The following is a 20,804-nucleotide window of genomic DNA, read 5'->3' on the forward strand; positions in this document are numbered from 1 at the left end:
CCTTAGTTCGACGTTGAAATATCACTACACGATGTGGGGGCGTTCGGTGTTGGTACAGGACGTGCCGGTCTTAGTCGAACTTCCTTAATTCGTGTATCCTCGGAAGCTTCCGCCTTTCGTTGATGTCTAGCTGCAACGGGCAAACACTTCCAACATAAGCCATCCCATTACGTGGCAAAAGATCCGCCACTTCATGGTTTGGTTATGCGTTTCGTGTCTACCCGGGAGCTTTTGCCTTTCGTTGTTTGCATAAATGTAGTATCTATGGTATATTTTTTATGGTGATTAGAACGATAGAGTCGGGCGAAAGAGTGGGGAAACCCACTCTTTCGTTTATATTTACGGCTCTCTTTTACTTAGAAGGACTCGTATCATTGTGCAAGAAAGCCGCTATGAACTTATTCATAGCGGTTTCCTTTCGAACGATAATAAGGAAGATGAAAAGTATAGAATTACACCAAATCGTCAATAAACAGGAGTAAAAGGAGGGATTCCATGAGTAAAAATGTAACCGAAATTGCTGAAGAACTCGTCATTCCCATTGCTAAGGACATGAATCTTGAACTTGTAGATATCGAATTTAAGAAAGAAGGCAAGAATTGGTTTCTGCGCGTCTTTCTTGATAAACCTGAAGGTATAGATATTGAAGAATGCGGGCAAGTATCTGAAAAGCTAAGTGAAAAATTAGATGAAATTGATCCTATCGACATGCCATACTTTTTGGAGGTTTCCTCTCCTGGTGCAGAACGGCCTCTGAAAACAAAAGAAGATTTCATGAAACACACAGGCAAACATATTTATGTGAAGTTATACGAACCATTGGAGAATGAAAAAGAATTTGAAGGTAAATTAGTGCAATTTGAAGATGATATAGCAACGATTGAAATACGTATTAAATCGCGTAAAAAGCAACTAGAGGTACCTTTTGACAAAATTGCCAAAGCAAATTTGGCTGTCACTTTTAATTAAGGGGGAGAAAGCTGTTGAGTAGTGAACTTTTTGATGCCATGAATTATTTAGAAAAGGAAAAGGGCATTGACAAAAATTTATTGCTGGAAGCGCTGGAAGCTGCGTTAATTTCGGCTTATAAGAAGAATTTTAACTCGGCAACAAACGTTCGTGTTGATATTAATGAAGACGAGGGTTCTATGAAGGTTTTTGCAAGAAAAACCATTGTTGAAGAGTCTATGGATCCTCAACAAGAGATTTCATTGGAAGAAGCTAAAGGTATTGACCCGAATTACGAGTTGGAGGATGTCATTGAAGTCGAAGTGACTCCAGCTAATTTTGGAAGAATTGCGGCCCAGGCTGCTAAACAAGTCGTAACTCAGCGTGTCCGTGAAGCAGAACGCGGCATCATTTACGGTGAATATGTGGACCGCGAAGAAGATGTTATGACAGGTATTATTCAACGAAAAGACCCAAGGTTCGTTTATGTTAATCTTGGCAAGATTGAAGCCAGGTTGCCTGAAGGTGAACAGATGCCGACGGAAACGTATGATGTTCATGATCGTTTGAAGGTTTTTGTCACTAAAGTAGAAAATAGTAATAAAGGACCTCATATTTATGTATCTAGAACCCACCCTGGCCTGTTAAAACGCTTATTCGAGATGGAAGTTCCTGAGATATATGATGGAACGGTAGAAGTGAAGTCTGTTGCCCGGGAAGCGGGAGACCGTTCAAAGATCTCTGTTCATGCGGGAGATCCGGAAGTAGACCCGGTTGGTTCATGTGTAGGTCAGCGCGGCCAGCGTGTTCAAGCTATCGTGAATGAGTTAAAGGGTGAGAAAATTGATATTGTTCAATGGTCCGAGGACCCAATTGAATATGTGTCCAATGCGCTTAGCCCATCAAAGGTAGTAGAAGTACTCGTAGATGAAGAGGAAAAAGCAACCACGGTCATAGTACCGGATTATCAATTATCTTTAGCCATTGGTAAACGAGGGCAAAATGCTCGTCTCGCAGCTAAATTGACAGGTTGGAAAATTGATATAAAGAGTGAAAGTGAAGCGGTTGAGCAGGGTGTGCTAACCGAACAACCAGCTTCAGATGAAGAAGAAATAGACGAAATAACAGAAGAATAAGGGGGCGAATCAGATGGCCCAACCTAAACAAAGGAAAATTCCACTGCGTAAATGCGTGGTTACGCAAGAGATGAAGCCAAAGAAACAGCTGATCCGAGTTGTACGTAATAAGGACGGAGAAGTATTTGTCGACCAGACAGGAAAGAAAAATGGGCGAGGTGCTTATATTTCAAAAAGCCTAGATGTAATCGAACAGGCAGAAAAACAGCAAGTACTTAACCGTCACTTAAACGCCAAGGTAGAAGCTGACGTCTATGACGAATTAAGAGCCATCGTAGAGGTTCAAGACTAATGGCTGGCTCTTACTTAAATATCATTGGACTGGCTTTAAGAGCGGGGAAGCTGACGCTTGGCGAGGAACATATTGTAAAAGATATCCAGAAGCGCCGGGCGAAATTAGTCCTTATTGCCAATGATACTGGAAAACAAACGATGAAGAAGCTTACAGATAAATGTAGCTCTTATCAAATACCCTGCTATGTGGTGGATGATCGTGAAACTCTTTCACAAGCCATGGGGAAGTCAGGGAGAGTTGCGATCGCAGTTCTTGACCAAGGATTTGCGAAAAAGTTGCAATCGCTGCTCGATGAATCTATTCGGGGGTGACAGAATGAGTAAAATGCGTGTTTATGAATATGCGAAAGCAAATGAACTATCAAGCAAACAAGTAATTGATAAATTAAAAGAAATGAAAGTAGAAGTGTCTAACCATATGTCTATGGTAGAAGATGATGTAAAAGGGAAACTGGATCAGGCGTTTGGCAAAGGACAGCAAAAAGAGAGTAAGCCTGTCAGCAATAAGCCGAACAATAACAACAAGAAAAACCAAAGACCCAATCAAAATCGTGACCAGAGAAACAATAAGAAATCAAAAAACAATCATCGTCCGCAAAATAAAAAGCAGCAAAGGCCTCAGCACAATCAAAAGCAACAGCCTAAGAAGAACCAAACACCAGAAAAAATCACCTATTCCGGTTCCTTAACAGTAGGAGAACTTGCTGAAAAGCTGAAAAAAGATTCAGCTGAGATCATTAAGAAACTAATGGGCTTAGGAGTTATGGCTACGAAAAATCAGGATCTTGATAGTGACTCAATTGAATTGATTTGTGCAGAATTCAATGTAGAGGTTGAAGAGGAAGTCGTGGTAGACGAAACCGATATCGAGAACATCATTTTTGATGATGCCGAGGAAGATCTGCAGGAGCGCCCTTCAGTCGTTACGATTATGGGACACGTTGACCACGGAAAAACTACGCTGCTTGATTCGATTCGTGATACTAAAGTTACGGAAGGCGAAGCAGGCGGGATTACTCAGCATATTGGTGCTTATCAAGTAGAAGAAAACGATAAGAAGATTACTTTTCTCGATACGCCTGGTCACGCTGCTTTTACAAGCATGCGTTCCCGCGGTGCCCAAATTACTGATATCGCCATCTTAGTTGTAGCAGCAGATGACGGAGTTATGCCGCAGACTCGCGAAGCCATTAACCATGCTAAAGCTGCTGAGGTACCAATTATCGTTGCTGTTAATAAAATGGATAAAGAAGGGGCAAACCCTGACCGTGTTATGCAGGAATTAATGGAATATGAGTTGATCTCTGAAGATTTTGGCGGAGATACCATTTTCGTTAAAATGTCTGCGGTTAAGGGAGAAGGGATCGATGAACTGCTGGAAATGATTCTTCTTGTAGCTGAAATGGAAGAATTCAAAGCAAACCCGGATCGCCTAGCGTATGGAACAGTTGTCGAGGCCGAGCTTGATAAAGGGCGGGGGCCAGTCGCTACCCTTCTAGTTCAAAATGGAACATTGAAAGTTAGTGACGCTGTTGTCGTGGGCAACACACATGGTCGTGTTCGTGCAATGGTGAACGAAATTGGCAGAAGAGTTAAAGTGGCCGGACCTTCTACACCAGTTGAGATTACCGGGTTAAACAACGTACCGCAAGCAGGTGATCGTTTTCTGGCTTTTGAAGACGAGAAGAAAGCTCGTTCAATTGGAGAAGCGCGTCAGCAGAAACAAATTGAAGCTGAACGAGGCTCCACGGCTAAAGTAAGTCTTGATGATTTGTTTGAACAAATTAAACATGGGAACATTAAGGATATCAATCTCATCTTAAAAGCAGATGTTCAAGGGTCCCTTGGGGCATTGGCTGGTTCACTTCAAAAAATCGAAGTTGAAGGTGTGAAAGTGAAGATCATTCACACGGGTGTTGGAGCTATTACAGAATCAGATATCTCACTTGCTTCTGCTTCCAATGCGATTGTTATCGGGTTTAATGTCCGTCCAGATGGAAATGCAAGAAAAGCTGCTGAATCAGAAGATGTAGAAATCCGTTTGCACAACATTATCTATAAGGTAATGGAAGAAATAGAAGCAGCTATGAAGGGTATGCTGGATCCAGAATATGAAGAAAAAATCATCGGGCAAGTGGAAGTTCGCGAAATCTTTAAAGTATCCAAAGTGGGTACGATTGCCGGTTCCTATGTAACGGATGGCAAAATCACTAGAGATTCAGGCATTCGTGTGATTCGTGATGGTGTCGTCATTTATGAAGGGGAAATAGATGCCCTTAAACGATATAAAGATGACGCTAAAGAGGTTGCACAGAACTATGAGTGCGGCATTACGGTGAAGAACTTTAATGACGTAAAAGTCGGTGACATCATCGAACCTTATGTCATGCAGGAAATTGAACGTACATGATTTTAAGTGCTGAGCTGGAAGCGATTGTTTATGATGCTCAGTCCTTGAAAGAAAAGCGTTCCGTTATTAAAAGAGTACAAACGAGGCTGAAGAATGAATTTAACGTAGCTGTCAGTGAACTGGATCATCAGAATCTCTGGCAGCGGACGTGTATAGGGATCGTAACCATATCAAGCAGTAAAGTCATCGCTGAGCAAACGATCCAGCAAGCTTTAGCCTTCGTGGATTCTTTTCCTGAATTAGAACGAACAGAAACAGTCCAAGAATGGTTGTAGACGTTTAGTTTTTGAAGAGGTGAAGAAAGAATGAATGACTTAAGAGCTAACCGTGTCGGTGAGCAAATGAAGAAAGAAATGAGCGATATTATCAGCAAGAAGATTAAAGATCCTCGAGTGGGATTTGTTACTGTTACGGAAGTGAAAGTAACGGGTGATCTTCAACAAGCTAAGGTCTATATTTCGGTCCTTGGAGATGACAAACAAAAACATGATACACTCGTGGGGTTGGCTAAAGCAAAAGGCTTTATCCGCTCTGAAATTGGGCAGAGGATCCGCTTGCGCAAAACGCCGGAAATCATGTTTGAATTTGATGAGGCCATTGAACGAGGAAATCGTATCGAAACGATTTTAAAGGATTTAAATGATACTGATAGCTAACGAAAAAGACTGAATTGCTTAGGAACGACTTAAGTATTCAGGTAGATGTGCACAAAAGAATCCGTGCTGTGATAGGCACGGATTCTGTATGTATAAATAATGATTGTGGGGTGGAATTCATGCATGGTATTCTCCCATTATGGAAAGAGAAAGGTTTTACTTCACACGATTGTGTCAGTAAAGCGCGTGGTATGTTACATACTCGGAAAATCGGGCATACGGGTACCCTGGATCCTGACGTGGAAGGTGTGCTCCCGCTCTGTGTAGGGAAAGCGACGAAAATCGTGCCTTTTTTAACAGATACGGAAAAAGTCTATGAAGCGACTGTGACGCTTGGCACTTCTACGGAAACAGAGGATGCAAGTGGTGATGTGATCGAACATAAACCCGTGGCCGAAGCGATTCCTCTTGAACAAGTAGAGAGAGTTCTAGAACGATTTACTGGTGAAATCAACCAAATTCCTCCGATGTATTCAGCCGTAAAAGTAAAAGGAAAGCGTCTGTATCAATATGCACGTGAAGGGATAGAAGTAGAAAGGCCCCAGCGGAAAGTATGTATTTCAAGCATTGAATTACTTGATCAGGAGGGATCTGTCTCAGACGCTCAATTCTCTTTTTCCATTCGCGTCGCTTGTTCAAAAGGGACGTATATTCGCACACTTTGTGTAGATATTGGCAAAGTGCTGGGATTTCCGGCGCATATGTCTGCACTTGTGAGGTTAAAAACGGGTGCAATTGCCAAAGAGGATTGTCTGACTTTTGATCAGGTTCAAGAAGCCATTGATCATGGAAATGGGGAAAGATTGCTGCTGCCCCTTTCGAAAGGGCTGGAACACGTTGAGACCTATCACATAACAGAAGATCAAAGACAAGCGATTAAGCACGGTCAAGTGCTGCCGAAGCCAAATGAGCTTACAGCCTCTATTTTCAGCGTGATGTGTGAGCAAGAAGTGTTAGCTATTTATCAAATACACCCAACAAAACCGGATCGCATAAAACCCGTTCGAGTATTTTAAACTTTACTCAAATAAAGCAGGTGAGTAATATGAAAACAATTGAATTATCTGAGTCATTACCGAAACACGATCTCCACTTAGAACCAAGTTCTGTGGCAGTCGGTTTTTTTGATGGTGTCCATAAGGGTCATCAAGAAGTTATCAAAACCGCCCAGGATAAGGCGAAAGAACTTGGAATACAAACGGCTGTGATGACGTTTGATCCTCATCCTTCTGTTGTGTTAAATAAAAAAATTCAACATGCCCGCTACATTACTCCACTGTCTGAAAAGCAGGAGATCTTGGAGGCCATGGGAATACATTACTTATTCATCGTTCGATTTGATCAGTCGTTAGCTGCCCTTCCACCAGAGAAATTTGTTGACGACTATTTTGTTGAATTAAACATTAAACACGTTGTGGCGGGCTTTGATTTTAGTTATGGTCATAAAGGTAAAGGCTCTATGGAGACACTTCCCCAGCACGCTAAAGGCAGACTGACGTACACAGTAGTTGATCGAATAGATCAAGAGCATACCAAGGTAAGTTCGACGAGGATACGAGACCTATTGAAGAAAGGAAATGTATCGTCCGTCAATGAACTGCTGGGGCGTGAGTTTAATATTGAGGGCACAGTTGTTGCTGGTGACGAAAGAGGACGAACGATTGGCTATCCGACTGCAAATATCACCGACATGGAGGAACAATATTTACCAAAGGTTGGTGTTTATGCCGTTACAGTTGAGTATAAAGGGGAGAGATACTATGGAATGGCCAACTTCGGAATGAAACCAACGTTTCATTCCGAAGCTGCCAGCCCAAGCTTGGAAGTACATGTGTTTGATTTTGACGAGGATTTATATGGCACTCGTTTAAAAGTCTTCTTTCATCATTTTATACGAGATGAGCAGAAATTTAATGGAGTTGAGGATATTACTGCCCAGCTTAATAGAGACGAAAGGGAGATTCGCCGCTATTTTCAGCTGTAACATAGTTTCCCCTTGCATTTTAGTCATAAAAATTGTACGCTTTAATATGGAACCTTCGCTTGGCGGCACGTAACTCCGACGTCCGCTCGGGGAAAGGGAATTCTATAAATTATAGGAGGTGTAGCTATAATGGCTATCACACAGGAACGTAAACAAGAACTGATCAATGAGTATAAAACTCATGACAATGACACAGGTTCTGCGGAAGTGCAAATTGCTGTACTTACTGAACAAATCACGACTTTGAACAATCACCTGCGTACACACAAGCAGGATCATCATTCTCGTCGTGGCTTGCTTAAAATGGTAGGTAAACGCCGTAACTTGCTTAACTACCTACGTAATAAAGATATTACACGTTACCGTGAGTTAATTAAGAGTCTTGGCTTGCGTCGTTAATGTAGTAAGATTGAAAAAGCGGGAGTTATTCCCGCTTTTTCTGTATGTTTACATACAGTAGGGTGTAAACTCTAAAGAGTAGGCACTATTTTTAATTTATTGTTTTGAGAGGAGTAAAGTGCTTTATGGCAGATGAAAAGCAAGTATTTTCAATTGAAGTAGCAGGCCGTACATTCTCTGTAGAAGTAGGAGAGCTGGCTAAACAAGCTAATGGAGCTGCTATGATTCGTTATGGCGATACATCCGTTCTTTCAACCGCAACTGGTTCTAAAGAGCCGAAGGACTTGCCATTTTTCCCACTAACTGTGAACTATGAAGAGCGCTTATACGCTGTTGGAAAGATTCCAGGAGGATTTATTAAACGAGAGGGACGTCCAAGCGAAAAAGCTATCCTAGCTTCACGTCTGATTGACCGCCCCATCCGTCCTATGTTCCCTGATGGCTTCCGAAATGATGTACAAGTTATCAGTACGGTCATGAGCGTAGATCAGAATTGTTCATCAGAAATGGCCGCAATGCTTGGATCTTCCCTTGCTTTAGGGATCTCAGATATTCCATTCGGCGGTCCGATTGCTGGAGTTATTATTGGAAGAGTCGATGGCGAGTTAATCATTAACCCAACGGTAGAACAGCAAGAGAAAAGCGATATCGATTTGACCGTCGCCGGAACGAAAGATGCGATCAACATGGTTGAAGCAGGAGCTCAGGAAGTTCCTGAAGAAGACATGCTGGAAGCCATCATGTTCGGCCACCAAGAAATCAAGCGCTTAGTTGCTTTTCAGGAAGAAGTTATTGAAGCGGTTGGAAAAGAAAAAATGGACGTGCAGCTGTTTGATCTTGATCAGGAGCTAAAGGATAAAGTTGAAGCAGAGGCGACAGATTCAATAGTAGATGCGATTAAAACGGAAGAAAAGAAAGCGCGTGAAGAAGCGATTGACGAAGCTAAACAGGCTGTCGTTGAAGCTTATGAAGAAATGGAAGCCGATGAAGAAATAATGAAGCAGGTTAAAACCATTTTAGAGAACATCGTGAAAGAGGAAGTGCGCCGTCTAATTACGAAAGATAAGATTCGCCCTGATGGCCGCGGTGTTGATGAGATTCGTCCATTATCCTCTAAAGTAGGCGTGCTGCCGCGTACCCACGGTTCCGGACTGTTTACGAGAGGACAAACGCAGGCTCTAAGCATTTGTACACTAGGTGCCCTAGGAGATGTGCAAATATTAGATGGACTGGATCTTGAGGAATCCAAACGTTTCATGCACCATTATAACTTTCCTAAATTTTCAGTAGGAGAAACAGGCCCAATACGTGGACCTGGACGTCGTGAAATTGGTCACGGTGCATTAGGGGAACGTGCTCTGGAAGTCGTTATTCCATCTGAGAAAGAATTCCCTTATACGATGCGCCTTGTGTCAGAGGTTCTGGAATCAAACGGTTCCACATCACAAGCTAGTATTTGTGCAAGCACGTTAGCGATGATGGACGCTGGTGTTCCTATTAAAGCACCAGTAGCAGGTATAGCCATGGGTCTTGTTAAGTCCGGGGATGATTATACAATTCTCACGGACATTCAAGGTATGGAAGATTTCCTCGGAGACATGGACTTTAAAGTCGCAGGAACTGATAAAGGTGTTACCGCATTACAAATGGATATTAAAATAGACGGATTGTCTCGTGAGATCTTAGAAGAAGCCCTTATACAAGCGAAAAAAGGCCGCAAAGAGATCTTAAGTTCAATGCTTGCGACCATTCCGGAAACGAGAAGTGAACTTTCTCAGTATGCTCCTAAGATTATGACCATGAAGATTAACCCTGACAAAATTCGTGATGTAATAGGACCAAGCGGTAAACAAATTAATCAAATCATTGATGATACAGGTGTGAAAATTGACATTGAACAGGACGGCACTGTGTTTATTTCTTCCACAGATGCGGAAATGAACAAAGTCGCTAAGAAGATCATTGAAGATATCGTCAGAGAAGTAGAAGCTGGCGAAGTGTACGATGGAAAAGTAAAACGGATTGAGAAATTTGGAGCTTTCGTTGAACTGTTTAAAGGGAAAGAAGGACTCGTTCACATTTCTGAATTGGCTGAAGAGCGTATTGGAAAAGTGGAAGATGTTGTTTCTCTAGGTGATACCATTAAAGTAAAAGTCAAAGAAATCGATAAACAAGGAAGAATTAACCTTTCACGGAAAGCGATTTTGATTGATGAGAAAAAAGAACAAGAAACACAGGATTAAAAAGAAACTGGCTTGCCAGTCTCTTTTTTTTTTGCCTGAAATTCTAGACAACCCCTTTTAAGCATATCCTGCTTAAGAAGGGGGACTTTCCGTGAACAAGTACATAAAGCCTGCCGTCATCGTTTTTCTACTGATCAGCTGTTTGGCTGTCTATATGTCATTAAACCAGAGCAATCCTGTCTCTTCCTCCAATCCTTTATACGAAAGGATTAAAAGTAAGCAGCAGGATTATTTTATAGAGCCTCAAAATGCGTACATTGATCAGGTTTGGAAAAAGACACCCGGTTTAAACGGAAGAAAAGTAAGTATAGAGAAATCTTATAACAAGATGAAAAAAGATGGAAAGTTTAATGAAGACAAACTTGTGTTTGAACAAATACCTCCAGAAGTTTCGTTAGAAGAGCTGCCCGTTTCACCGATTTACCGCGGTCATCCCGACAAAGAAATGGTTGCGCTGCTGATTAATGTTTCGTGGGGAGCTGAATTTATCCCGGATATGGTGGAGACGTTATCGAAACACCGAGTCAAAGCAAATTTTTTCATCGATGGAGCGTTTGCGGCTGAACATAAAGATTTAGTTCAGATGATTGAAGAAGAAGGTCATCTGATTGGCAGTCATGGTTATGGTCATAAAGATTTTGCCAAACTGTCTAAATCTCAAGCAATGGTTAACTTAGATAAGGCAAACAGCATCATATCAAGCTTGATTGAAAGTGATATCGAATGGTTTGCGCCCCCGGCAGGAAGTTTTACGATGTCGGCAGTCGAAGCAGCTCAGGAATTGGATATGCAGACCATCCTCTGGACTGTAGATTCCATTGATTGGAAGAAACCTACCAAAGATGTTTTTCTGCATCGAATTACAAGTAAGTTGCATAATGGCGCAACAGTCCTGATGCATCCAACTGCAGTAACAGCGTCCAGCTTGGATGAATTGATACCCGTCATTCAGAAACAGTATAGGATTGGCACATTAGCAGAATTAATGAGTGAAAAACGAGGAGGCTGATTGGCGTTGAGGTTGAAGGAATTGTCCCAAAAGGAAGTCATTGATGTCGATGAAGGGAAGAAACTCGGGATCCTTGGTAAAGCAGATTTAATTGTGGATCCTGACAATGGTTTGATTCAATCGTTAATCATTTTAAATGAAGGGCTGTTTAAAAGTCGGGATCAAATCGAGATTGAGTGGAAGCAAATTTCAATTATTGGTGAAGATACAATATTATTAAAGAAAGATTGAGCTACAACACATTGTTGTAGCTTTTTTTATGCCCGTGCTTAGGCTTTTAGGAAATCACTAACGATCTGTTTCTGCATACGATAAAAGGAGATTACACCACTTATAAAGGAGACTTCCGGCATGCTTACAGAATATCATGTAGCAGTCATAGGGGGCGATGCCCGACAAATTGAAATCATAAGAAGATTAAATGAGTGGGGTGCACATGTTTATTTAGCCGGATTCGATCAATTGAACGGGAGCTATACCGAAGCGGTGGAACTTGAATTTGACAGTGATCAAGTCGAGAAGCTTGATGCTGTCATTCTTCCTGTTTCAGGTACAGATGAAAATGGTTGTATAGATGGTATCTTTACGAATCGTTCGATCCCTTTGAAAGAAGAGTGGCTAAAGCGCACCCCAGAACATTGTCAAGTGTTTACAGGAATTACGAATGAAACGCTAAACCAAATGGTTCATAACGCCAAACGAACATTGGTCCCGCTCATGGACCGTGATGATGTGGCCATTTATAATTCGATCCCAACAGTGGAAGGCACGATTATGATGGCCATTCAGCATACAGACGTTACAATTCATGATTCGCGGGTTCTGCTTATCGGCTTAGGAAGAGTAGGAATGAGCCTAGCAAGTACCTTTCATCAATTAGGGGCGAAGGTGAGTGTAGCTGTTCGCTCTTCAAAGGATGTAGCACGCGTCTATGCAATGGGATTGACTCCGCTTTATATAGAGTCATTGCCTGAACAAGATCTCGCGTTTGATTTAGTCCTCAATACAGTTCCTGCTCCAATCCTTGATGCCAAAGTGATTAAAAAACTGCCAACACATGCCTTGATTCTGGATATTGCATCCAAACCAGGTGGAACGGATTTTCGTTATGCTGAAAAAAGAGGCGTTAAAGCGATATTAGTGCCAGGCCTGCCTGGAATAGTCGCACCGAAAACAGCAGGGCGGATTATTGCTAATGTTATATCACAGCAATTAAGAAAGAGTAAATAGAAAGGTGGATAACGAATGGTTCATTTAAAGGGAAAAAGAATAGGATTCGGGTTAACAGGTTCACATTGTACGTATCATGAAGTGTTCCCTGTTCTACAGCAGCTTATGGATCTTGGAGCAGATGTCATTCCTATCTTATCTCATACAGTTCAAAAAACAGATACAAAGTTTGGAGAAGCCGCTGAACACGTGAAGACAATTGAGTCAATTACAGGAAAAGAAGCAATTATGACAATTCCAGATGCGGAACCTTTGGGTCCGAAACTGCCGCTTGATTGTATGGTCATCGCTCCGATGACAGGAAATTCTACGAGTAAGTTCGCAAATGCTCTTACAGATTCACCAGTATTAATGGCTGCAAAAGCAACACTGCGAAATGAGAACCCGGTCGTCCTCGCTATTTCCACAAACGATGCGTTAGGATTGAATGGGGTTAACATTATGAGATTGATGGCCACTAAAAATATATATTTTGTACCTTTAGGGCAAGACCATCCTTACAAAAAACCTAATTCACTTGTAGCAGATATGACATTGATTCCCGAGACAATTGAAGCAGCTATTTCTGGTAAACAGCGTCAACCTGTGCTGATTGAAAGATACTCAGAGTAATTCCCTTTTTGATAACAGATGTGACAAGAAGTATGATAAAATAACACAATAGTGGCTCACGTAGCAAAAATATAAAGATTTAAATGTGAAAGGGGATCTGATTATGAGTCAAACAAAAACGTACACTATCGCAGTAGTAGGTGCAACCGGTGCTGTCGGACAAAAAATGTTGGAAACACTCGAAGATCGAAACTTTCCTATTAAAGAATTGAAACTATTGTCATCCAGCCGCTCAGCCGGCAAAAAAATGGTATTTAAAGGAACTGAATATACGTTAGAGGAAGCAACACCTGATAGTTTTGAAAACGTTGATATCGCTCTGTTTTCTGCAGGTGGATCAGTTTCTAAAAAGCTTGCTCCTGAAGCAGTAAAACGTGGAGCATTAGTCATCGACAATACGAGTGCCTACCGCATGGATGAAAGTGTGCCGCTCGTTGTTCCAGAAGTCAATGAAGAAGATATTAAAAATCACAATGGCATTATAGCCAACCCAAATTGTTCAACTATTCAAATGGTTGCCGCTCTCGAGCCAATAAAGCAGCATCTTGGCATGAAGCGTGTTATTGTCTCTACGTATCAGGCTGTTTCTGGTGCAGGTAATGAGGCAGCGGAAGAATTGCGGGAGCAGTCACAGTCGTTCCTTAATGGAGAAGAATTAGAAGCTAGCATTCTACCTGTTAGCGGGGATGAAAAGCATTTCCCAATCGCTTTTAACGCGTTGCCGCAAATTGATAAATTTCAAGATAATGGCTATACCTTCGAAGAAATGAAAATGATTAATGAAACAAAGAAAATCATGCATACTCCTGCGCTTCAAATTTCAGCTACATGTGTTCGTCTGCCGATTTTTACTTCACATGCTGAGAGTGTTTATGTTGAAGTTGAACAGGATGATGTTTCAGTTCAACAGTTGAAAGAGCTTGTAGGCAAGGCATCTGGGGTTGTGCTGGAAGACGATCCAGCTGTTCAATCCTACCCGACACCATTAAGTGCTGCTGGGAAACGTGATGTGTTTGTAGGGCGTATACGTAAAGATCTCGACCATAAGAATGGATTTCATCTTTGGGTAGTTTCTGATAATCTATTAAAGGGAGCTGCCTGGAATTCAGTTCAAATTGCAGAACGAGTCGTCGCCAATCAATGGCTGTAAATCTAATAGGTTGAGGTGTATACATTGAAATTACTCGTGCAAAAATTTGGGGGAACCTCTGTCCGTGATCAAGAAAGCAGATCACGGGCAATCTCTCATATTAAGAATGCTCTAAGTGAAGGATACAAAGTCGTCGTTACCGTTTCCGCAATGGGGCGTAAAGGCGAGCCATATGCAACAGATACATTACTTGATTTAATCCAGTTTCCCGAGTCAAAGGTGTCAGACCGAGAACAGGATCTGATTATGTCTTGCGGAGAAACAATTTCATCCGTGGTTTTTTCAAACGAATTAACTCGGGAAGGGGTATCTGCAGCAGCTTTAACAGGTGCTCAGGCTGGTTTTTTAACAACAGATGACTTTACTCGGGCTAAAATCTTACGCATGGACCCAACTCGCATTTTAGCGGAACTTGAGAAAAATGATGTTGTAGTTGTAGCTGGATTCCAAGGGAAGACGGAGTCAGGTGATACGACAACGATAGGTCGTGGGGGCAGTGATACAAGTGCTGCAGCCTTAGGTGCGGCTTTAAGTGCGGATTACATTGATATTTTTACAGATGTTGAAGGAATTATGACAGCCGATCCTAGGCTTGTAGAATCTGCACGGGCACTCCATGTAGTCACATATAATGAAATTTGTAATCTTGCTTATCAAGGGGCCAAAGTGATTCATCCTCGTGCAGTTGAAATTGCCATGCATGCGAAGGTACCTATCCGGGTCCGCTCGACCTATTCAGACTCGACGGGCACATTAGTAGCTGCTTCGAAAGAAGGGGAAGCAGGGAATGATCTTCCGGATCGACTCGTAACAGGAATCGCTCATATGTCCGGGTTAACTCAAATTAAAGTTCAATCCAAGGAGGATCCATCGAGACTTCAATCCGAAGTGTTTAAATCCATGGCTGAGGCGAATATTTCTGTTGACTTTATTAACATTTCTCCAAGTGGGGTAACCTATACGATTGATGGAATGTTTACGGAAAGAGCAGTCGGTATCTTGAATGATCTCGGTTACGATCCGGAGATTAAAGCAGGCTGTGCAAAAGTATCGACGGTTGGGGCTGGGATTACCGGTGTACCCGGGGTTACAGCTCAAATTGTGCAAACACTAATTGAGCGTGGTGTACAAATTTTGCAGTCAGCCGATTCCCATACGACAATTTGGGTCCTGATCAAGGAAGAGGATTTAATTGACGCTGTCAATGCCCTCCACGATATCTTTCAATTGAATAAAGAATAATGAAAGGGGATATAAGACGTGGATTTTGGTAAAGTATTAACAGCCATGGTGACACCTTTTGACATCAATGGGAACCTTGATCTTGCTAAAACGTCGACACTGGTAGAATATTTAATAGATCATGGGACAGAAGGGTTAGTTGTGGCTGGAACAACTGGAGAATCACCAACACTTACTTCAGAAGAAAAAGTGGCTCTTTGGGAGCATGTAGTAAAAGTAGTCAACGGCAGAATCCCGGTTATTGCAGGCAGTGGCAGCAATAATACGCAAGCTTCCATTGAACTCTCAAAGAAAGCTGAACAAACTGGAGTAGATGCCATAATGCTCGTTGCCCCTTATTACAATAAGCCGAATCAACGTGGTCTTTATGAACATTTTAAAACCATTGCTGCATCCATTACGAAACCTGTCATGCTATATAACGTTCCAGGTCGAACAGCTGTCCGAATGAATGCTGACACAGTCATTAAACTATCGGAAGTTGAGAATATTGTCTCTGTCAAAGAAGCGACAGGAGATCTCGATGCGGTAGCCGAGATTGTAGAAAAAACAGATGACTCGTTCTCACTCTATAGTGGTGATGATAATTTGACTCTTCCGATTTATGCAGTGGGCGGAAATGGAATTGTGTCTGTTTCCTCTCATGTCGTCGGTGAGGACCTGGGTGAGATGCTTAGATTGTTTGACGCTGGGAAAGGAAAAGAAGCTGCTGCCATTCACAGGCGGATCCTTCCTGTGTTAAAAGGAATGTTTAGTGCACCTTCCCCAACCCCAATCAAGACAGCTTTGCAAATGAAAGGGCTCGATACAGGAGGAGTCAGACTGCCTCTCGTTCCCCTCACTTCTGAAGAACGCCACACGATTCAACAATTAGTTGACACGATTTAAAAGTACAGCAGCGTTTAAATAACGCTGCTGTATTTTTTTTGCCCACAGGATGTGGGGTAGTTCGGTGTTGGCACAGGACGTGCCGCTCTTAACCGAACTTCCGCTACTCTGTTTTTTAGTCGAACTTCCTTTAATCCCGGTTTTAACCGAACTTCCTTAACCGCCAAACTTGTTCTTTCCCTTTTTCTTGTATGACGTTAGTTACTCTGTCTCATACTAAGAAAAAGTGTGAAAGGGGCAGGTAAAGATGAAAGACAAACAAGAAGAGAATGATCAGTCCAAGCAACAATCATCGATTGTAGATAAAATACAGCAGCTGGGCCAAAATAATGTACCACAGCCAGGAGATTCAAACATTCATGTTCTTCCGATTATTGGGCAGGTAGAAGGGCATGTCCAATTGCCAGCACAAAATAAGACGACAAAATATGAACATTTGATTCCACAGCTGATCGCTATCGAACAAAATCCTAAAATTGAGGGTCTCGTGGTATTATTAAATACAGTAGGCGGTGATGTTGAAGCAGGACTTGCGATATCAGAGATGATCGCTTCCCTGTCTAAGCCATCCGTATCTATTGTTCTCGGAGGCGGTCATTCTATAGGTGTTCCGATTGCCGTAGCATCAAACTATTCCTTTATAGCTCCAACAGCTACTATGACGATCCATCCAATCAGATTAAATGGGTTGGTGATCGGTGTCCCGCAGACATTTGAATACATGGATAAAATGCAGGATCGCGTTATTGATTTTGTGACGAATCACTCCAATGTTGAGGAAGAAAAGTTTAAGGAACTAATGTTTGCTAAAGGCAATCTGACACGTGATATCGGTACGAACGTTGTTGGAGAACAAGCTGTCGATTGTGGATTAATTGATGATGTCGGCGGAGTCCATGAGGCGATGAGCAAACTTAATGAACTCATTGATATTCAAAAAGGTAAACAAGAACAGGTGATTCAATGACCCTGTACACACCACTTAGTGAACATGATATATTTCCTCAGCCATATAAAGATGGGAATATTGTATTTGAAAATTACAAAAATTGTCAGGTGAAGTGTTTAGATCAAGGCAATGGAAAAAAGCAAATTCTTCAAGTATTATCGACCAATCCAACTGATTACATGGACCCGACTTTACAACCAGGACAATGGCTGGACTCGTAACACGCCGTGCCCTATGCTATAATAAAGGAAGATAGAACTGGAAATGTGGATGTCGCTTACACTACTCTTAGTAGCAGGCGACATCTTGTTCTTTCCTAAGGCATAGGAGGTGGATCTTTTTATGGGGAAAAAAAGAAAAAAGAAAGGTAAATCCAGAAAAAAACGATCAGCCCTTAAAGAACAGCTGCAACTTGAGTTGATCGGTTTATTGTTTTTATTTATAGCTGTTTTCGGGAGTGGTGCTTCCATAATAAGCGATGGAGCCATCCCAGGTGGACTCGAACATTTTTGGCAATTTATTTTTGGTGTTTGGTATTTTGCTGCCTCCCTGTTTTTTTTGATAACAGGAATTTATTTAATGGTAAAACGGAAATGGCCGCAACTTTTACATAAACGGATGATCGGTATCTATTTTATTTTCACTTCCCTGCTTCTGTTTACACACGTTGAAACGTTGGCAGACGAGCTGCAAAATGACAGCGGCTCAGTATTTGGCCTGACGTGGGATCGCTTGATAAGTATGATGTCAGGGGAAGCGCCTGTTTCTGCAATTGGCGGGGGGTTAATAGGTGCTTTTCTACTGCTGATTACCTATTACTTGTTTTCTTCAATTGGAGCAATTATCGTTTCCATATTCTTGTTCCTTGTTGGGATCATGTTTGTGACAGAACGATCTATTGGAGACCTGTTAGCAAAAAGCTGGGATAAGACGAAAGAGTTTTTTACGATTGCGCGGGAGCAATCAGAAACGAGACGAGAATCGAAGAAGGTGGCTGAGCCTCCTCCTAAAAAAGAGGCCGCCAGTACCATCGATGTCATTGATGATTCTCGAGCCGAAGTTGAGGAGGAGTATCCTGAGCCAATTATTCAGGATTTTACAGAACAGGCCAACCAGAAGCCGAAATACAGTGAGACAACACCTGAGGAGCAAAATGAGGATCAAGTCCTTGAGAAATCAGTGTCAACTGCTGAACTTGAGAATCCCGACTATAAACTGCCGGGTATGGATTTATTGGACGAACCTACTTCCAGTACCCAAAGTCAGGCGCGATCTCATATTCAGGCAACGGTGAGGAAACTTGAAAAAACTTTTCATAGCTTTGGTGTCAAGGCAAAAGTTACAAAGGTCCATGTCGGCCCCGCTGTAACTAAATATGAAGTCTATCCAGATGTTGGGGTGAAGGTGAGCAAAATTGTTAATTTAAATGACGATCTTGCCTTGGCACTGGCGGCAAAGGATATTCGTATTGAAGCACCGATACCAGGCAAGTCTGCTGTAGGGATTGAAGTGCCGAACACTGAAGTATCGATGGTATCATTGCGTGAAGTACTGGAAACAGGAAAAACCAAACCGGATGCGAAGCTCAGCTTTGCCCTGGGACGGGATATTTCCGGGGAAGCAGTTATGGCAGAGCTTAATAAAATGCCCCACTTGCTTGTAGCAGGGGCAACAGGAAGCGGTAAAAGTGTCTGTATTAACGGTATTATTACCAGTGTCCTAATGCGAGCGAAGCCCCACGAAGTGAAGATGATGATGATAGACCCGAAAAAAGTTGAACTCAACGTCTATAATGGCATTCCTCATTTATTGGCACCTGTAGTGACGGATCCTAAGAAGGCATCCCGTGCTCTCATGAAAGTCGTTTCGGAAATGGAAAGAAGGTATGACCTGTTCTCAGATTCCGGAACGAGAAATATCGAAGGGTACAACGAATATATCAAGAAACATAACAAGGAAAACGATGATGACCAGCCGTTTTTACCGTACATTGTTGTGCTGGTTGATGAATTAGCTGACTTAATGATGGTTGCTTCAAATGATGTAGAAGATGCGATTACACGTCTGGCGCAGATGGCAAGGGCTGCCGGCATCCATTTAATCATTGCTACTCAGCGGCCTTCCGTTGATGTTATTACAGGGGTCATCAAGGCCAATATTCCATCCCGAATTGCCTTTAGCGTTTCTTCTCAAACTGACTCGAGAACTATTTTAGACTCAGGCGGTGCAGAGAAATTGCTTGGCCGAGGTGATATGTTGTTCACTCCTGTAGGTTCCGGAAAACCAACACGTGTCCAAGGTGCATTTTTATCAGATGAAGAAGTTGAACGGGTTGTCAATTTCTGTGTGGAACAGCAAAAGGCTCAATACCAGGAAGAGATGATTCCAGAAGAAGAAAGTGAAGTGAAACAGGAAGTTGATGATGATTTGTACCCAGATGCAGTACAAATGGTGATTGAGATGCAAAGTGCCAGTGTCTCTATGATTCAACGCCGTTTCAGAGTAGGCTATACAAGAGCCGCTCGTTTAATAGATGCAATGGAAGACAACGGGATTGTAGGTCCTTACGAAGGAAGTAAACCGAGAAATGTTCTTGTCTCGGAACTGAAAGAAGAACAATCCAGTTAAACTGTCGTATTCGTACGACAGTTTTTTTGTGGGATTCGATTGATTAATGGGAAAAATCTAAACATTTTAATTAAACAAACATGTCCAATATTCGATAAAAATGTCCTAATTCTATTTATTTATTTCGAGAAAAGTGTTATATTAATTTCGAATATGATGTGTCGAACGTCAGATGTCAGATCTCTTACCTATAGGCAAATAGACTTGGAGTGAAAGTTATGTCCATCAGACAGGATACTCGCCACCTGTACTTACAGGTAATCGAGCAAATAAAACGAGATATAGAAAACGGCATTTTTTTCGAAAAGGAAAAACTGCCCTCAGAATTTGAACTCTCTAAATCATTAGGTGTTTCACGAGCTACATTAAGAGAAGCTTTAAGAATTCTTGAAGAGGAAAGCATTGTAACAAGAAGGCACGGGGTAGGTACTTTCGTAAACCCAAAACCTGTTTTCACTTCCGGGATTGAAGAACTGGATAGTGTCACAGGAATGATTAGAAAGTCCGGCATGACACCTGGGTCGCAGTATTTATCAGCTGAACTAGTCGAGCCGACAGAAGATGATCGGAGTCGGTTTGCCCCTGTTGAGATACATAATTTAGCTAGAGTAGAACGTGTTCGAACAGCTGATCAGCAGCCGGTTGTTTACTGTACAGACAGGATTCCAGAAGAACTTATTCCCCTAGAACAGGTGAGAGAAGCGGATTCTATGTTTGGAATTCTTGAGAGATATACAGGGAAAACGATCAGCTATGCTGTCACCCATATTGAGCCGATCGGTTATCATGAAAAAATCTCTCCGATATTGAACAGTGAACCTGATCAGGCACTGCTGTTATTGAAGCAGATGCACTACACGAAAGATGATGAGCCTGTCTTGCTTTCATCCAATTATTTCAGAGCAGATAAGTTTAGTTTTCACGTGTTGCGAAAGAGAGTGTAAGGGTTTTCAATAGTATGTCATATTCTTTAATTATGGGGAGGTGAGGCAGCCTGAATAGAGGAGGCTAAAAATTTTTATTTGT

22 protein-coding genes are annotated in these 20,804 nt (G+C 42.0%); all 22 read left to right on the plus strand.

What is annotated here, in order from left to right; all coding sequences use genetic code 11:
- The first annotated feature begins 495 nt into the window (after positions 1 to 495).
- Positions 496 to 969, plus strand: a complete 474-nt coding sequence (gene rimP / locus G6R08_RS20060; protein WP_163530627.1) for a ribosome maturation factor RimP — start codon at positions 496 to 498, stop codon at positions 967 to 969.
- A gap of 14 nt (positions 970 to 983) precedes the next feature.
- The gene (nusA, locus tag G6R08_RS20065; RefSeq protein WP_163530629.1) at positions 984 to 2,084 is read left to right on the plus strand and encodes a transcription termination factor NusA; all 1,101 of its coding nucleotides are present in this window, start codon (positions 984 to 986) and stop codon (positions 2,082 to 2,084) included.
- Positions 2,085 to 2,097: 13 nt separating this feature from the next.
- Complete coding sequence (gene rnpM / locus G6R08_RS20070; protein ID WP_163530631.1) at positions 2,098 to 2,376, plus strand: RNase P modulator RnpM; 279 nt, start codon at positions 2,098 to 2,100, stop codon at positions 2,374 to 2,376.
- Entirely contained in the window at positions 2,376 to 2,690 is a 315-nt protein-coding gene (locus tag G6R08_RS20075) for a YlxQ family RNA-binding protein (RefSeq protein ID WP_079529884.1), read from the plus strand. The genes rnpM and G6R08_RS20075 overlap by 1 nt, the downstream gene beginning before the upstream one ends.
- A 4-nt stretch (positions 2,691 to 2,694) precedes the next feature.
- Complete coding sequence (gene infB, locus G6R08_RS20080; protein ID WP_163530633.1) at positions 2,695 to 4,788, plus strand: translation initiation factor IF-2; 2,094 nt, start codon at positions 2,695 to 2,697, stop codon at positions 4,786 to 4,788.
- Positions 4,785 to 5,063: a DUF503 domain-containing protein gene (locus tag G6R08_RS20085; RefSeq protein WP_163530636.1), complete on the plus strand. Its 279-nt coding sequence runs from the start codon at positions 4,785 to 4,787 to the stop codon at positions 5,061 to 5,063. Before infB ends, G6R08_RS20085 begins: the two co-directional genes overlap by 4 nt.
- 30 nt (positions 5,064 to 5,093) lie before the next feature.
- Positions 5,094 to 5,444: a 30S ribosome-binding factor RbfA gene (gene rbfA / locus G6R08_RS20090; protein WP_079529887.1), complete on the plus strand. Its 351-nt coding sequence runs from the start codon at positions 5,094 to 5,096 to the stop codon at positions 5,442 to 5,444.
- Positions 5,445 to 5,563: 119 nt separating this feature from the next.
- A complete protein-coding gene (truB, locus tag G6R08_RS20095) occupies positions 5,564 to 6,460 on the plus strand; it encodes a tRNA pseudouridine(55) synthase TruB (RefSeq protein ID WP_163530637.1) in 897 nt (298 codons plus the stop codon).
- 29 nt (positions 6,461 to 6,489) lie between these two features.
- Complete coding sequence (locus tag G6R08_RS20100; RefSeq protein ID WP_163530640.1) at positions 6,490 to 7,428, plus strand: bifunctional riboflavin kinase/FAD synthetase; 939 nt, start codon at positions 6,490 to 6,492, stop codon at positions 7,426 to 7,428.
- 129 nt (positions 7,429 to 7,557) lie between these two features.
- Positions 7,558 to 7,827: a 30S ribosomal protein S15 gene (gene rpsO / locus G6R08_RS20105; RefSeq protein WP_163530642.1), complete on the plus strand. Its 270-nt coding sequence runs from the start codon at positions 7,558 to 7,560 to the stop codon at positions 7,825 to 7,827.
- A gap of 125 nt (positions 7,828 to 7,952) precedes the next feature.
- Positions 7,953 to 10,070 carry a polyribonucleotide nucleotidyltransferase gene (pnp, locus tag G6R08_RS20110; protein ID WP_163530644.1) on the plus strand — a complete coding sequence of 706 codons (2,118 nt, stop codon included), beginning with the start codon at positions 7,953 to 7,955 and terminating at the stop codon, positions 10,068 to 10,070.
- Positions 10,071 to 10,161: 91 nt separating this feature from the next.
- On the plus strand, positions 10,162 to 11,079 hold the full coding sequence (locus G6R08_RS20115; RefSeq protein WP_240339785.1) for a polysaccharide deacetylase family protein: 918 nt from the start codon (positions 10,162 to 10,164) through the stop codon (positions 11,077 to 11,079).
- 6 nt (positions 11,080 to 11,085) lie between these two features.
- Positions 11,086 to 11,310 (plus strand): YlmC/YmxH family sporulation protein, encoded by a 225-nt coding sequence (locus G6R08_RS20120; protein ID WP_163530646.1) that lies wholly within the window; start codon positions 11,086 to 11,088, stop codon positions 11,308 to 11,310.
- A 120-nt stretch (positions 11,311 to 11,430) separates the two neighbouring features.
- Positions 11,431 to 12,309 carry a dipicolinic acid synthetase subunit A gene (gene dpaA, locus G6R08_RS20125; protein ID WP_163530648.1) on the plus strand — a complete coding sequence of 293 codons (879 nt, stop codon included), beginning with the start codon at positions 11,431 to 11,433 and terminating at the stop codon, positions 12,307 to 12,309.
- 15 nt (positions 12,310 to 12,324) lie between these two features.
- The gene (locus G6R08_RS20130) at positions 12,325 to 12,921 is read left to right on the plus strand and encodes a dipicolinate synthase subunit B (RefSeq protein ID WP_163530650.1); all 597 of its coding nucleotides are present in this window, start codon (positions 12,325 to 12,327) and stop codon (positions 12,919 to 12,921) included.
- Between the two features lie 103 nt (positions 12,922 to 13,024).
- Positions 13,025 to 14,071, plus strand: a complete 1,047-nt coding sequence (asd, locus tag G6R08_RS20135) for an aspartate-semialdehyde dehydrogenase (RefSeq protein ID WP_163530652.1) — start codon at positions 13,025 to 13,027, stop codon at positions 14,069 to 14,071.
- Positions 14,072 to 14,095: 24 nt separating this feature from the next.
- Complete coding sequence (gene dapG / locus G6R08_RS20140) at positions 14,096 to 15,313, plus strand: aspartate kinase (RefSeq protein WP_163530654.1); 1,218 nt, start codon at positions 14,096 to 14,098, stop codon at positions 15,311 to 15,313.
- An 18-nt stretch (positions 15,314 to 15,331) separates the two neighbouring features.
- The gene (dapA, locus tag G6R08_RS20145; RefSeq protein WP_163530656.1) at positions 15,332 to 16,201 is read left to right on the plus strand and encodes a 4-hydroxy-tetrahydrodipicolinate synthase; all 870 of its coding nucleotides are present in this window, start codon (positions 15,332 to 15,334) and stop codon (positions 16,199 to 16,201) included.
- A 247-nt stretch (positions 16,202 to 16,448) separates the two neighbouring features.
- A complete protein-coding gene (locus G6R08_RS20150) occupies positions 16,449 to 17,168 on the plus strand; it encodes a ClpP family protease (RefSeq protein WP_163530658.1) in 720 nt (239 codons plus the stop codon).
- Complete coding sequence (locus G6R08_RS20155) at positions 17,165 to 17,371, plus strand: YlzJ-like family protein (RefSeq protein ID WP_163530660.1); 207 nt, start codon at positions 17,165 to 17,167, stop codon at positions 17,369 to 17,371. The genes G6R08_RS20150 and G6R08_RS20155 overlap by 4 nt, the downstream gene beginning before the upstream one ends.
- Before the next feature lie 121 nt (positions 17,372 to 17,492).
- The gene (locus tag G6R08_RS20160) at positions 17,493 to 19,778 is read left to right on the plus strand and encodes an FtsK/SpoIIIE family DNA translocase (RefSeq protein WP_163530662.1); all 2,286 of its coding nucleotides are present in this window, start codon (positions 17,493 to 17,495) and stop codon (positions 19,776 to 19,778) included.
- Positions 19,779 to 19,996: 218 nt separating this feature from the next.
- Positions 19,997 to 20,722: a GntR family transcriptional regulator gene (locus G6R08_RS20165; RefSeq protein WP_163530664.1), complete on the plus strand. Its 726-nt coding sequence runs from the start codon at positions 19,997 to 19,999 to the stop codon at positions 20,720 to 20,722.
- Positions 20,723 to 20,804: the final 82 nt, after the last annotated feature.

The organism is Halobacillus ihumii (assembly GCF_902726645.1).
In the GTDB taxonomy this organism is placed as follows: Bacteria; Bacillota; Bacilli; order Bacillales; family Halobacillaceae; genus Halobacillus_A; species Halobacillus_A ihumii.